Annotated in this window: 5 protein-coding genes; 4 read left to right on the forward strand and 1 reads right to left on the reverse strand. The window is 32.4% G+C overall.

The window, feature by feature from the left end; all coding sequences use genetic code 11:
- Positions 1–9: 9 nt before the first annotated feature.
- From EI427_RS24330 to EI427_RS24340, 3 genes are all read left to right on the forward strand, one after another.
- A complete protein-coding gene (locus EI427_RS24330; RefSeq protein WP_126619970.1) occupies positions 10–13,632 on the forward strand; it encodes a T9SS type B sorting domain-containing protein in 13,623 nt (4,540 codons plus the stop codon).
- Between the two features lie 57 nt (positions 13,633–13,689).
- On the forward strand, positions 13,690–14,283 hold the full coding sequence (locus EI427_RS24335) for a DUF4382 domain-containing protein (RefSeq protein WP_126619972.1): 594 nt from the start codon (positions 13,690–13,692) through the stop codon (positions 14,281–14,283).
- 187 nt (positions 14,284–14,470) lie between these two features.
- Positions 14,471–15,058 (forward strand): DUF4382 domain-containing protein, encoded by a 588-nt coding sequence (locus EI427_RS24340; RefSeq protein WP_126619974.1) that lies wholly within the window; start codon positions 14,471–14,473, stop codon positions 15,056–15,058.
- 87 nt (positions 15,059–15,145) lie between these two features.
- On the opposite strand, the gene EI427_RS24345 is transcribed toward EI427_RS24340, so the two are convergent.
- Positions 15,146–15,451 (reverse strand): rhodanese-like domain-containing protein, encoded by a 306-nt coding sequence (locus EI427_RS24345; RefSeq protein ID WP_126619976.1) that lies wholly within the window; start codon positions 15,449–15,451, stop codon positions 15,146–15,148.
- Between the two features lie 208 nt (positions 15,452–15,659).
- Here EI427_RS24345 and EI427_RS26205 point away from each other — a divergent pair, with 208 nt between their 5' ends.
- Entirely contained in the window at positions 15,660–16,088 is a 429-nt protein-coding gene (locus EI427_RS26205; RefSeq protein WP_205727839.1) for a transposase, read from the forward strand.
- Positions 16,089–16,104 lie beyond the last annotated feature (16 nt).

Consider the following 16,104-nt stretch of genomic DNA (forward strand, 5'->3'; position numbering starts at 1 on the left):
CAATAAAAAATGCTTAAATCGATACACTATATAAAAAATCTAATTTTACTTACCTTAATGGTAATAGGTGTGGATTTGTATGCACAGCCTTTTATTTCTATTGATGATATTTTACTGTGTCAAAAAACAAATAATGGTACCATAAATTATCAATTAACAGGATTAGACGCAAGTAAAACTTATAATTATAAATGGACACTCTTTGATATTACTGGCGATTTACACTTTACAGGACAAACGGATAGAGACAATGTAAAAATACAAGGTGATAAAAATATAAATAATGGAATATCATTTGCAACTTTAAAAGTTGAAGTTTGGGAAGTTGGTTGTACAGAAGATCCTAATAATAATAGTGAAGTTGCTACATCTTGTTATAATTTCAAAAATGTTTCTGTAGGTTATTATACGGCGCCTCCTATTACGTTATCTGTAGATCCATATGATTCTTGTATACCAAGCGGAGGTTCACAAAGTGCCACTATTCGCTCTACTTTTGATGTAGCTAATTTACCTAATAACGCTGCAATTTCTCCACAATGGTCTATAGAAAGTACAACAGGTACAACAGCTTCAGCATTAAATGATTACCAAACAGCAGCTACAAATGCGACAAATTCAGGAGCTTCAGAATTAACATTAACTGTTAATAATACAGCTTTTGATGTTGGGGAAAATGAAATTACCATTACAGTAAAAGGAGTTTCCTCTTGTGGAGATACTTCTAATGATGAATCTGATATTTTTGTTTTAACTTTTTATAGAACTCCTGAACCATCTATATCAGGATTAGTTGAAATTTGTGCTATTTCTGGTCAAAATTTAGGCGAAATAATTACACAAACTACAGATCCATTTACCTATACATGGTCAATAAATACGATTACAGGAGGTACTGTTGTTTTTAATGGTTCTGGTACAAATTCTAGTGGGTTAACAATTACTGATATTCAATTTGACCCTAATACATTATTTATTGACGCTACTTTTGATGTTGCCGTTTCAGGTGGTGTAGGTAGTTGCCCAGGAAGTACTTTCCAAATAGATGTTCAATTCATAAATTCAACTTTAACTGACGTTACAAATCCTTTAGAAATCTGTTTGCTTGATGGAACAGCTTCAATTCAAATCGGAAATCAAAATGCAATAGTAAGTACAGGCGTAAACTATTCTTGGTCATTAAGTGGAATAACTGGCGGAACTTTAAGTGTTTTAGGTTCTGGAAATAATAATTCAGCAGTGTCACTTACAGGAATAAATTTCAATACTTCTTCTGCAGTAATTAATGCAACTTTAGATTTAACGGTAACAGGTGTCAATACAAGTTGTACAACCACATCAATACCAATTACAATAAATAGACAACCAGATCAACTTAATTTAAGTGATTTGATTTTGTGTGCTTTAGATGGTACATCTAATGTGATTGGAATTACTGAAGATGCTAATCCAATTATAGGATATACGTATACTTGGTCAAAAGTTTCAGTAAATAATGGCTCTTTCGATGTAACTCCGAGTGCCAATGGAACAGGTTTTAATTTAGACAACATAAACTTTAACGCCAATCAACAACAAATTACAGGAGTTGCTCAATTGGTTGTTAATACAGGAAATAGCTGTGGAGATATTACTGTTACTATTGCAATTACTATAGATAAAATTCCCAGTGCAATTAATACCATACCATCTTTTATATGTGTAGATAATAATGTTTCTAACATTCAAATTATTGCACCTAATTTATCCGCTGATATTATAGCTGGTTTTAATTATAATTGGACTTATACTTTAGATACCCCTACTGATGGAAGTTTATTATTAGGGACTTTAGGTACAGATAATTCTGGTATTGAGTTTAATTCTATCAATTTTAATACTGATGTAACTGAATTAACTGGCACAATAAACTTAACGATTACAGGTGCTGTTTGTGCAGCTACATCCACTTCCATTCCATTTACTTTATACCGTAGACCAGATATTTTAAATACAAATTCTGTCGCTGTTTGTTCAAAAGATGGCAACACTTTATTAAATGCAATTACAGCACACACCGATAACTTCAGTGGTTTTAATTATGTATGGTCACTTAGTGGTCTTTCTGGTGGTACTATTGGGAGCATTTCTTCTAATGGAAATAATAATAGTGGATTAGCACTAAATACAATAAATTTTGATTTTAACAGTCAGCAAATTACAGGTACAATTAATCTTACTATAAATGGATTAGATGCTACTTGTGGTAATGTAATGGCACTACCACTAACTATTGATAGGTCTCCTGATGTATTGTCTAATTTAATTGATTTTGAAACTTGTTTATTACAAAATTCAACACCCAATATTGATATTATTTCTCCTTATACCGAAGATTACCCTACATTAAGTTATTCATGGTTAAAACAATCAGAAAATGGTGGAACGGTAACTTTACTTCCTTATGGAAATGACAATAGTGGTTTGCAAATTACTAATGTCGTATTCTCTACAGGTAGTGAAGTTATAACGGGTACAGTAGAAGTTAGTGTAAATGGAGCGAGTGTAAATTGCTCTACATCACCTCAAACTTTTAATTATATTATACACAGACTACCTGATGGTTTACAAGTAATTGACTTTGCAAGCTGTCAACTAAATGGTGCTACAAACCTTCAAGTACAAGCAGTTAATACAGATATTATCACCAGCTATACCTATTCTTGGTCTATTTTAACAACAAATGGAGGAACTCTTACATTAGCAAGTACAGGGGCTGATGGTTCTGGCTTATTACTTAATGATATTAACTTTACAAGTGGTGAGACTGAAATTACAGCTATAATTAGGGGTACTGTTACTGGAGTTGCTCCAAGTTGTGCTTCTTCTACACAAGATTTTAATGTTACTATATATAGAGTTCCAGATGCAATTAACTTAACAGCACAAATGTTCTGTTTAACAAATGGTGTAACTACTGAGATTATTGCAGCAGATCAAATAGAAAATTTAAACGGGTACACTTATTCTTGGCAAATATTAAACGAAACAAATGGTACGATAAATACATCTACATTTGGTACTCAAAATTCTGGTTTAAATCTTGATAATGTTTCTTTCACTGGAAATAATAATACAATAACAGCAACAGCAAGACTCATTGTAACTGGAGCAAATGCCAGTTGTGGTATTCTTCAGAATGACATTCCAATTACAATTTATAGGTTGCCAGAATTATCAGCTCTAACTTCTGCAGTAACATGTGCCTTTAATCCTGACAATAATATTGAAATTATTGCTCCAAATATAGGAAATGACATTGTAAATGGTACAACTTATAATTGGGTAGTTTCGGGAGTTACAAATGGTGCTGTTACAATCAACCCAATAGGAACAGATGGATCTGGTGTTGAATTTACAAACATCTCTTTTACATCTAACGCAACTTCTGTTAGTGGTAATTTAGAAGTTACAATTACAGGAGTGAATGTAGCATGTGGTAGTATTACAAACACAATACCATTTACAGTATATAGAAAACCAGATCAATTATCATTAACTGCCATTAATGCATGTATTTCTGACGGAACGGTTTCTTATGAAGCAGTAGTTCCAAATGTAGATTTCTTTGTAGGATATTCTTATGATTGGACAATATCAGGTATTACTGGTGGTACGTTTGGTGTTTTAGAAAAAGGTAATAATAATAGTGGTCTCGATTTTACTACAATCGATTTTACAACGGGAAGTGAACTTATCACAGCTACATTAAATTTAACAATTAATGGTTTAGATGTTTCATGTGGGAATACACTTTCTATTCCTATTACAATTAATAGAAATCCTGACGCATTAGCTAACTTAACTGATTTTGAAATATGTATTTTAGAAGGAACAACTAGTATTGATGTGATCACTCCATCTACAGAGGATCTTCCTACTATATCGTATTCATGGTCAAAAATTGGAATAGAAACGGGTGGCTCTACAGGTGCTTTGGTGGGCTATGGAAACGACAATAGTGGTTTGAGATTTAGTACTATCAATTTTGACGTAACTAGCGATGTAATATCAGGCACAGTTCAATTAACTGTATCGGGGTTATCAGGGGCTTGTGCTACATCAACAGCTACTTTTAATTATACATTACATAGATTACCTGATGGACTAGAAATAATTGATACTGAAATTTGTGAGACGGATGGAGCTACTAACGTTAGTCTTTTTCCTGTAAATGCAGAAATTATAAATACTTACAATTATACGTGGTCAATAAGTAATATCTCTGGTGGTTCAGTAACAGTTCAAGGTACAGGAGCAGATAATTCTGGTGTCTTATTAAATGATATTAATTTCAGTACAAATTCAACTCTTATTACTGCTACTTTAACGGGTACAGTAAATGGTATGGATGCTAGTTGTACAGGAGCTACCAAAGATGTTACAATAACAATAAATAGATTACCAGATGCTCTTTCTTTATCAGCACAAACATATTGTTTATCAGATGGAGCAGTTTCAGAAACAATTGCGGCAGAACAAGGTGAAACCTTAACAGGATATACTTATAATTGGTCTACAACGGTTACTGGAGGTACAATAGGAACATCAACTTTTGGTACGCAAAATTCAGGATTATCACTTAGCACCGTAACATTTAATGCAGGTAGTTCACAAATAACAGGTACTGCAACAATAACTGTTACTGGAGCTGCAGGTAGTTGTGGTACATTATCAACAACTTTTCCAATTACTATTAATAGATTACCAGATACTTTAGCATTATCAAGTGTTGATTTTTGTTTACTTAATGCAACTACAGATCAATCTATTTTTACAGAAAATGCAACTGCAATAAATGATTTTACTTATAATTGGTCGTTTGTAAGTATCTCTGGTGGAACAATTGATTTAGATGTAAAGGGCACTGATCAATCTGGTTTAGAATTCGATAATATAATATTTACAGGTGCAAGTAATCAGATTGTTGGAACGCTTCAACTGTCTGTAACTAGTGCAAGTGCTTTATGTACTATTCCATCTATTTCAATACCTGTTACAATAGATAGAATACCAGATATGACTAGGTATGCTTCTGCTTTAGAATTTTGTAAATACACTAACGACACAGATCATGTTATTTATACTGAAGAGCCAACCTTAATTAATAATTTCAATTACACTTGGAATACTGCTAATGTAATTGGCGGTTCAATAGTATTAGACCCTTCTGGAAATAATAATTCTGCTTTAGAATTCGATAATATAATTTTTGACCCTGCCTCTACTGTCATTACTGGAGATTTAATTGTTACTGTTGCCATTCCAAATGCTAGTTGTGGTACTTTTACACAAACAGTTCCATTTACAATTCATCTTATTCCAGAAATTGTAAAAATTAGCGACTATAGTATTTCATTATGTTCATTTACGGCAAATGATGATGAATTAGTTGATAGTGGTAATTCAACAGCTTTAAATAACTATACGTATAATTGGTCTTTTTCTGTGGCTCCTTCTGGCGGTACATTTAATTTACCAACACCTCCTACTGATCACAATAAAACAGATCAATCGGATTTAAATTTTTATGATATTAATTTTGATGCAAGTAGTACTGTTATTACCGCAACCTTGCGTCTAACAATTACTAACCTAGATGCCATTTGTGGTTTTACTGAAAAGCTAATCCCTGTAAGAATAGATTTAGAAGCAGATGATATAAACTTAGCACCACAGGCTTTATGTGAATTTGATGGGCAAACTAATGTAATTGCGTATGCAGAAAACGTATCTTCACTAGCAGGTGTAACATCAACTTGGTCTTTAAGTGGCACGAGTGGTGGATCGATTTTAGGGTTAACTCAATATGGAGTAATTGACTCTGGACTCTTGTTTGATCAAATTGATTTTGCAGATGGAAGTGACGAAATAACAGGTACAATTACATTATTACAAGAAACGCCGGATTGTGTAGATAAAGCGGCTTCTACAACTTTCAGTATCAAAAGAAAAATTGATTCAAGTACTTACACCTCACTTAAATTATGTTCTTTTAATGATAACGGGACTTTAGTAGGTTATTCACCAATTACAGAAAACATAGCGAATACAACATACTCTTGGGCGAAAGATGGAAATCCACAAATAGGTGGTACTTTTGATATTGTTACAACAGGAAGTAATAATTCTGGTGTTAATATATCGAATATAGCTTTTACAACAAATAGCTCAATAATTTCTGGAAACTTAGTATATACTGTAACTACAGACTGTAATACAGAAACTAAAACTATCCCTATTACAATCGAAAGAAAAGTAGATATCACTAGTCTATCGTTTATTGATCTTTGTGTGATAAATGGAGCGACAAATCAAACTTTACTTGCAGAGATATCAGAAAACATACCTGGTTTTACATACTCTTGGGGTGCTGTAAATATAATCAACGGGGGTACTTTTACATTAAACAGTTTTGGTAATAATGCTTCAGGATTAACTGCTGATAATATTAATTTTGGTTCCAATCAAAATCAAATTATTGCTGAGGTTACATTAACTGTCGGAGGATCTTGTGACGCTTCTTCTATAACAATTCCGATTGAAATTAATAGATTACCAGATGTTTCTAGTATTTCTGACGCTACTATTTGTGCAATTCAAGACACAGATAATGAGATGGTCATTGTGCCATCAACAGAAACTTTATCAGGAATAAATTATACTTGGTCTATTCAAGGAGGATCATTATCTGGGGGTACTATTACATTAAGACCTAATGGAAATAATAATTCGGGATTAATTATAGATGATATTCATTTTGATGATACAATTGCCCCTTCTTCTGCGCAGTTATCTTGCATAATTGATGTAACAATTTCTGGTGGGTGTACTCCTGTAACTACATCTTTCAATCTAATAATTGATAGAGCCGTTGACATGAGTGTATTTACAGCAGCCTATGATATTTGCGAATTGGATGGTGAAACAAACGTTTCTTTAGTTTCTCCTTTAGCTGAAACTGTAACAGGCTTAGATTATGTTTGGTCTGTAGTTTCCATATCGGGCGGTACATTTACCCTTTTTGCACAAGGCACAGATAATTCTGGTTTACAAATTAATGACATTACTTTTGATAATACTATAAATCCTAGTAGTGCAGATATTAATGCTGTTTTACGTGTGCAAAATACAAATGGGTGTTCTGTAGAAAGTAAAGATATTACTTTACATATTGGCAGGCGTCCTTCAATAGTAAACGTAAATAATTTTGAAATTTGTTTACCTACTACAGCCACAAATGAAATTGTAGTTACCGAATTTTCTGAGTTGGTTAGTGGATTTACATATAATTGGTCATATGATAAAACAACTTTTATTGGAGGTGAGGCTGATTTTAGTGGATATGGTAATAATAGCTCTGGTTTACAACTAGATAATCTTATTTTTAATACCAACAGTACAACAATTACAGGTACTGTTTTATTAACCGTAGCCAATTCTTGTGGACCTTATCCGCATACTGTTAGTTTTACAATTCATCGTGAACCCGATTTATCTTCTTGGGCATTCACAACCTTATGTGCTACTGATAATAATGATACAGGAATTTTAATTTCTGGAATTACAGAAACTCTAACGGATTGGAATTACACTTGGCAACTAGATGCAGGATCTCTAAATGGAGGAACTTTTACAATTTTACCAAATGGAAACCAAGATTCTGAATTAACGGCAGAGAATATTAATTTTGATGACAATAGTGCACAGATTACTGCAAATATTACCCTTACAGTAAGTACAACATCTTGTAATGACATTACTACTACCCTACCTGTTATAATCAATCGTAAGGTAGATTTAAATGCAATTAATTTAAATACTTTATGTGTAGTAGATGGGGCTACAAATCAAGAAGTACTTACAGGTATTTCAGAAACCATTCCAGGATTTAATTATACATGGGGAGTACTAACAAATAGTACTGGTGGTTCTTTTAGTGTTTCCTCAGCAGGTAATAATAATTCTCAATTAGTTATTAATTCTATTGATTTCAATGATAATTCACTTGGTATTACTGCTGATATAACTTTAACCGTAGCTGGTAGTTGTGATAATAGTACGGTTACCAAACAAATTAATATAAATAGAATCCCTGATCTTTCAATATTCACTAATCAGAATCTATGTGTTTTACAAAATTCAGTTTCTGAAGTAATATTTACACCAAGCACAGAAATGTTGACAGATGTAAATTATAGTTGGTCTGTAAGTGGTGCATCAATAAATGGTGGCAACTTCTCTTTACTACCTAATGGCTCTAATAATTCTGGTTTAACTTTAGAAAATATTATTTTTGATAACACAAGTGATTTAATTACAGCAACGATAGATGTAACTGTTACTGGTGGTTGTAAAGATGTTTCTACATCATTTAATTTAATTCTTGATCGTAAGGTTAATATGGATTTGTTTCCCACATCTTTAACAATGTGTGAGTTAGAAGGGACAACCGGACTACAAGTAATTAATAATCTAACAGAAACCGTAAATAATCTTTCTTATACTTGGGAGGTAATTACAGGAAGTAGTACAGGCGGTACTTTTTTAATTGAGAGTACAGGAGCAGATAATTCTGGGTTAGTTTTTAATACAATAGATTTTGATATTTCTAGCAATGTAATAACTGCACAGTTAAGAGTAATTAACACTACTGGTTGTAGTTTAGAATCAAAAACAATTCCTGTAACTATTAGCAGAATGCCAGAAGCAACAACATTAACACAAGTAGATGTTTGTTTGCCTAATGGAACTACTGCCTATATTGCAATTCCAGAAAATGTAGAAGCAGTAACAGATTTTATTTATACATGGAATGTAATTAATCAAAATGGAGGTTCTGTTACGTTTAGTCAAAATGGTAACAATCTTTCTGAACTCGTTTTTGATAACGTCACTTTTGCAACGGGGGCTACACAAATTACAGGTACAATTACTTTAAATGTTGCCAATGCTTGTGGAAACTACCCACTTAATTTACCATTAACGATAAATAGATCAATTGCACCTTCATCTATAAATTTATTAGATGTGTGTGCTTTAGATAATGATCCAAATAATTTTGAAGTATATGCTGGAACAAAAGAAACATTACCAGGTTTTAATTATGTATGGCAACTTAATGCAAGTACTGTAACTGGTGGTTCTTTTAATATAAATCAGAAAGGAATTCAAAACTCAGGATTAGATATTAGTACGATTAATTTTGATGATGGTAGTATACAAATAATAGGTACAGCAACTTTAACGGTTTCTGGTACTTGCACAACATTTAGTGAAACCTACCCTATTACAATTAATAGAAAAGTAGATACTAATGCCATTACTTTAACTACTCTATGTGTTGTTAATGGTGCTACAAATCAAGAGTTATTAGCAGCTTTAACAGAAACAATCCCTGGTTTTACGTATACTTGGGGAACCGCTCCTGTAAACTTAAATGGTGGTGCTTTTAGTACAGTAAGTAGTGGAAATAGTAATTCTGGTTTAACTGCTAATACCATAAGTTTCGATAACAATTCATTACTAATAACTGGCGAAATTTCTTTACAAGTAGCCGGAGATTGTGATTTCCAAACGGTTCAAGTTCCTATTCAAATTAATAGAATCCCTGATATCTCTACATATTCAAATCAACTACTCTGTTTATTAGAAGGAGCTACAAACGAGAATATTATTACCGCATCAACAGAGCTTCTAACAGGTGTTGGGTATACATGGTCTATACAAAACAATTCATTAATTGGTGGTACTATTGTCTTATCACCATATGGTAACAACAACTCAGGCTTAGCATTAGACAATGTAGATTTTGATACAAATTCCAAAGTTCTCTCTTTTACAGTAGATGTTACCACAACAGGAGGTTGCCAAGCCCAAGCCACTTCTTTTGACATTATCATTAATAGAAAAATTGATATGTCTCTCTTTCCAGATCAAATAGATATATGTCAGTTAGAAGGGGCTAAAAATGTAGAGGTGTTCACAGGTTTAAGTGAGATCATTAATACAATTGATTATACTTGGGAAGTGATTCCTGCAACAACAATCGGAGGTACTTTTAGTATATTGGCACAAGGCACTGATAATTCTGGATTACTTCTTAATTCTATTAATTTTGATCTTTCAAGCTCTCAAATTAAAGCAACACTTAGGGTGAAAAATAATTCGGGATGTAATTTAGAAACGAAAGATATTCCTTTAATTATTGGTCGTATGCCTGAAGCAACAACGGCCCCATCTGTGGATGTTTGTCTTTCGGATGGTCAAAATGGGTATATAGCAATTTCGGGTAATACAGAAGCTATTATGGGCTATGTGTATACTTGGAGTATTATTAACCTAAATGGGGGTTCTTTAACTGTTGCACAACAAGGTAACAACCAATCAGAATTAATTTTTAATGATGTAAATTTTGATGATGGCAGTACAGAAATTACAGGTACAATTCAATTAGATGTTGCGGGTGCTTGTGGTAACTATCCATTAAATTTACCGCTAACAATAACTAGAACAATTGAGCCAACAGATATTGTATTATCAACACTTTGTGCATTCGATGAAGAGGGTAATAACTATGAGTTATATAATGGTTTAACAGAAACAATTAATACATGGAACTATGTATGGTCACTAGACAATACTTCTCTTTCTGGCGGTACTTTTGATATAATTACTAAAGGAAATCAATTGTCTGGAATAGATGCTACAAACATAAATTTTAATGATGGAAGTGATCTTATAACTGCACAAGTAACTTTAAGTATTTCTGGAACATGTTCTAATGTAGTGCAAACCTATCCTATTACTATAAATAGAAAGGTATCTTTAGCTCCTATTGTTGATTTTGAAGAATGTGTTGATGGTGTAAATTCAATTACTATTTTTACACCAAATTCAGATCCACTTGCATCAATTAATTATTCATGGGCAACCTCAGTAACTGGCGGGTCTTTCATAATATCACCTAATGGAGTAGATCAATCTGGCTTAACGCTTAATAATGTTACTTTTGCTGCAGGAAGCTCTATTATTGATGGCACAATTACTGTGGCACAAACTGGTAGTTGTTTAGATGATACTAAAACAATAAATATTCGTTTATCAAGAAGTGCAGAATATTCTACCACACATTTATTTACCATCTGTTCGGAAGCTATAATGAACTTGACTGGTATTGTTTCAGAAGAATTATTATTTGATTTAAATTGGAATATTGTATCTATATCAGGAGCCAATACTACTGGACTTGCTAAATTGACAACCTTCAATGGAAGTACATCAAATACTTTAAATGGAATTAGTGTAAATAACAATGATTTTGACAATGGTTCTGGTTTAATTACAATGGTTATTGCACTAAATTCAACCAATAAATTATTCCCAACTTGTCTAGCAACGCAAGAGTATACTATCAACTTTACAAGAATTCCGGAAATTATAATTCCAGATGCTACTGCCGAAGGCTGTTCTGCAGTACCTGTTATAATCTACCCATTTGGAACGGAAGATTTTTCTGCTGATTATTTATACAATTGGCAATTAGTTGGTGGTAGTATAAACGGTGCTTCTACTACAGGTATTAATCATATTACATCAATAATTAATAACTTTGTAGATCAGAATTTAGCCGTAACTCTAAATGATACAGATTACCTTAATATTGGAACTCAACAGATTACTTTTGATGTAGACGTAACTGTATCAAATAAAAACAAACAAGATTGTACAGGTGCTGCAAGTACAAAAAGATATTCATTTACAATTCATAGGTCTCCACTGGTTGGTTTACCTACAGCAAGGCAAGAAAGTTGTGAAACTGGGAGTTTAACTTTAAATTCTTCTTTTGCACAACAATCTAATATATCTTACTCATGGCAAATACTAAATACTGTTGGTGGTACACTTTCAGGTAGTAGTAATTCTGCTTTTTATTATACCGTTTCAGGTCCAGTATTCAATACCGATACGTATGAAATGACCGCAGATGTTGTATTGACCACAGTAAATAATGCAATGCCAAATGTTTGTCCGGGTATAGATACGGTACAAGTGTATTTCCAAAGGATTCCTTCTCCAGATTTTTCTTTAGTACAAGCAATTGGTTGTGCGCGTCAAGATGTTGTTTTTGACGCTTCAAAATCTGGTATTCCAAGTGGTACATCTACTTATGAATGGGATTTTAATTATTTAGGAACGTTTACAGCAGATGCGAGTACAACAGATACTCAAATAACAAAGGAATTTATAGGGGAAGGGAATTATGAAATAGCACTAAGAATTACATCTTCTTTAGGTTGTACTAGCACTATTGTTAGTAAAAGTATTACTATTCACCCTACTCCAACAGCCAATTTTACAATACCAAGTCTTATTTGTGTGGATGAAGAGTTTAAACTAGATGGTACTTCTTCTACATCTGGAAATCCAAATGCTATTGCAAATTGGGAATGGTATTTCGATTATACAAACAATCAAAATACCGCTTCTATTACTGGAAATAATTTAGCAAAACATAAATATAGTAAAGAAGGTATATATGATATTGCTTTAGTAATTACTAATAATTTAGGTTGCCAAGACACACTTCAAAAACAAGTTGAAGTTATTAATGTTCCTCAAACAACATTTAAACCTCAAGTTTATATTTGTAATGGACAAACAGTTAAGTTAGAAATAAATGGTGGTGTACGTTGGGAATGGGAAGACGGACAAACAACGAATACAATTAGTGTGTCTCCTACCATTACAAGGTTTTATAAAGTGACCTCTTTTAATAAGAGAGATTGCCCTACAATAGATTCTCTAGAAGTTATTGTTTTACCAAATGGAAGTGGTTCTTCTACTGAAGTGGCTTGTGAATTTTCTAATGTTGAATTGCAATCAATTGTATCGGACCGAGGAGTTATAAAAGGTATTGAATGGGATACAGGAGAAACAACTTTAAGTATTACAGTAAATAAAGCAGGTAAGTATTCTTATAAATTATGGGTTCAAGCCAACGAAAATGCAGAAGCTTGTTTGTATGAACATACTATAAACTTAATTATGAATCCGTTGCCAGAAACAATAATGCCAACTGATACTACTTTCTGCTTTGATGATGATGCAACGATTGATATTACAGCCACCAATAATGCTAATTATGCTATAGTATGGCAAAATGGAAACGAAACTACATCTACACTAACAATTGATGAAGAAGGTACATATACTGTTGTTATGACAGATTTAAGTAATGATACCCACTGTACAGAAGAATTTGATATTAATATTGTAGAATTATGTCCACCTAAAATAACACCACCAACAGCATTTACGCCAAATGGTGATGGTTTAAACGATACGTTCTTTATTGAAGGTAAAGATTTACGAAATATTAATTTAACTATTTACAACCGATGGGGTGAGATTATCTTTTATAAAGAATATGCCGACGAAACAGAATTACGAGATCCTACACTTGGTTGGGACGGTTATTATAGAGGAACAAAGGTTCCTGTTGGAGATTATATATATATAATTATTTATGAAAATGAATTATATCCTGGAAAGACATTTAAAAAAGAAAATGGAATTTCAGTTGTTTATTAAAAAGTAAACAACTTTATTTGCGCGACTGTTTAATTATTTACTACAAAAATTTCCCTAATGAAAAAGTATTTATTTACTGCTTTAGCCGCAATGGCTATGTTTACATCATGTAACAATGATGATGACGATGTAGCTACTGCAAAAACTGATGTTTCTTTTGAAGCTGGTTCAATTGCTCCGTCTGCTACTCGTACAGCACAACAAATTCCTGGTGTTGATTCTGTAATTGTTGCAGTTTCTACCCTAACACTAAATGTAAATGGTCAATCTGTTACTTATACTAAAGAAGATGGTAACGGTTATATTGATCTTTTAAGCTTCGAAAGTACAGATACTTTAATCTGGACAGAAGAAACACTTCCTGTAGGAGAAGTTGAAGATGCTACTTTATCATTAGATAAAAATGATATCTCTTATGTAGTTGAATCAGCGGATTTAACAGAACAAGTAAACTTAAAAATAGCTCACAAAGAATTAGATTTTACAATTGAATCTGACTCAGCTGTTGCCGCTAACACTAAGTACATTATTCAATTAGACATGGATGGTAGCTTAAGATTAGTTCAAAATGGTAATGGCGATTATGTTTTACAACAAGGTACTGCAGGTGCTCCAAAAACGGGTGTACTTACTTTGGTGAAAGCTCAATAATTGTTTAGATATTTTCTACTAAGTACTCTAGTAAAATTAATTTATATACAGTATAGGTTATTTTAAGTAGAATACTTAATTATAGGGGAAGTCACAGAAATTAATTTTTCTGTGACTTTTTTTTATCTGTATGGTGACATTTTTATAAACTAGATATAAGAGAATGAAAACAATAAAAATTTAGATTATGAAAAAATTATTAATTACTATTTTTGCTCTTGGTACAATGTTCACTTCTTGTAATAAAGACGATGAAGGAAGCGATATATACGCATCTACAAATGTTACACTACAAGCAGGTGACATCTCTCCTATTTCTGGAACAAGAACAAGCATTGATGGAATAGACTCTGTTGTAGTTGCTGTTTCTGGTTTATCTGTTGTTGTAAACGGACAAACAGCTAATTTTATAAAGCAAGAAGGAGAATGTTTAATTGACTTACTAAGTTTTGAAAGTACAGATACTTTAATCTGGACAGAAGAAACATTACCTATTGGTACTTTAGAGGTTGCAGAACTAGAGCTTGACAAAGCAGGGGAAAGTTATGTAAAAGAAACAGGTAACGACACTCCTGTTACTTTACACATAACAAAACCTAGATTAGAATTTATGGTTGATGAAAACCTAGAAGTTGCGGCTAATGTTAAATATGTAATTCAGTTAGATATGAACGGAAGTCTTCGTTTAAATCAGACCAATAATAAATACAATTTGCAGCCACAATCATCTGCAGAAAATAGTTATGGTTTACTTACTTTAGTAAAAGTTGACTAAATAAAAAAACAAGTCTCATCAAATAATAATTTGATGAGACTTGTTTGTATATCTTAAATATTTTCATCAATAATTTTAAACCATGGTTTAGAATAAATAATCTAATGTTGACGATGAATTGTCGCAGAGGTTTTTCCAAGGGCCAGCATCAACTACATTTATATTCATGCTTTCTTTTAAGAATTGTTTTGCTTTTAGAGATGAATCTCCATTTTCACTACAAACAATTAAAGGAAAACTCAATTCTGAAATGACATCTGGTCTTGTAATTAAGTCTTTTAAAGTAATATTTACAGCTTCTGCAAGGTGTAAAGTGTCAAATTCTTTTTTCTCTCTTACATCAATTAAAGTAGCTCCTTGCTTTATTAAAACACATAATCCGTTATCGCCCATGATACTATAGTTAAATGATTTTTAAGTGTACATAAAACTATTAATAATATTACTCTTATACGTTATCGGAAATCATTGGTTTAAGATGATGTAGATCACTGGTAATGTGATTGATCGAAATAAAAAAAGGAAGCCTAAATAAATAGACTTCCCTTTTGTGTTTAGAAAATGTCTCGTCCTGAATTAGTGTTACACAAAACGTAACATTATGAATGATCATCAAGAATATCAGTACACTAAGCGCACACAAAAAGATTACAGTTACTCTTTTAAATTACAAGTTGTAGATGAAGTGGAACGAGGAGAAATAGGTATAACAGCTGCAAGACTTAAATATGGAATCCAAGGTCATGCTACGGTCCGTACTTGGATAAGAAAGTATGGTAATTTAGATTGGGATAATAAATCTGATTTAAAAATGGGAAAGACACCAGAACAAAAATTATTGGAGCTAGAACAAAAGGTTCTATTATTAGAGAAGCAAAAAGCTTCTTTAGAAAAACAACTCTACGTAACAGATAAAAAAGCAATTTTCTTTGATATGATGATCGATATTGCTGAGGATGAGTTTAATATTCCGATTAGAAAAAAGTCTTTACCCAAGCAGTTGACCAATTCAAAAACGAAGAAAAAATAGGAGTCAAACCGACTTG

It is taken from the genome of Flammeovirga pectinis, assembly GCF_003970675.1.
GTDB classification, from domain to species: domain Bacteria; phylum Bacteroidota; class Bacteroidia; order Cytophagales; family Flammeovirgaceae; genus Flammeovirga; species Flammeovirga pectinis.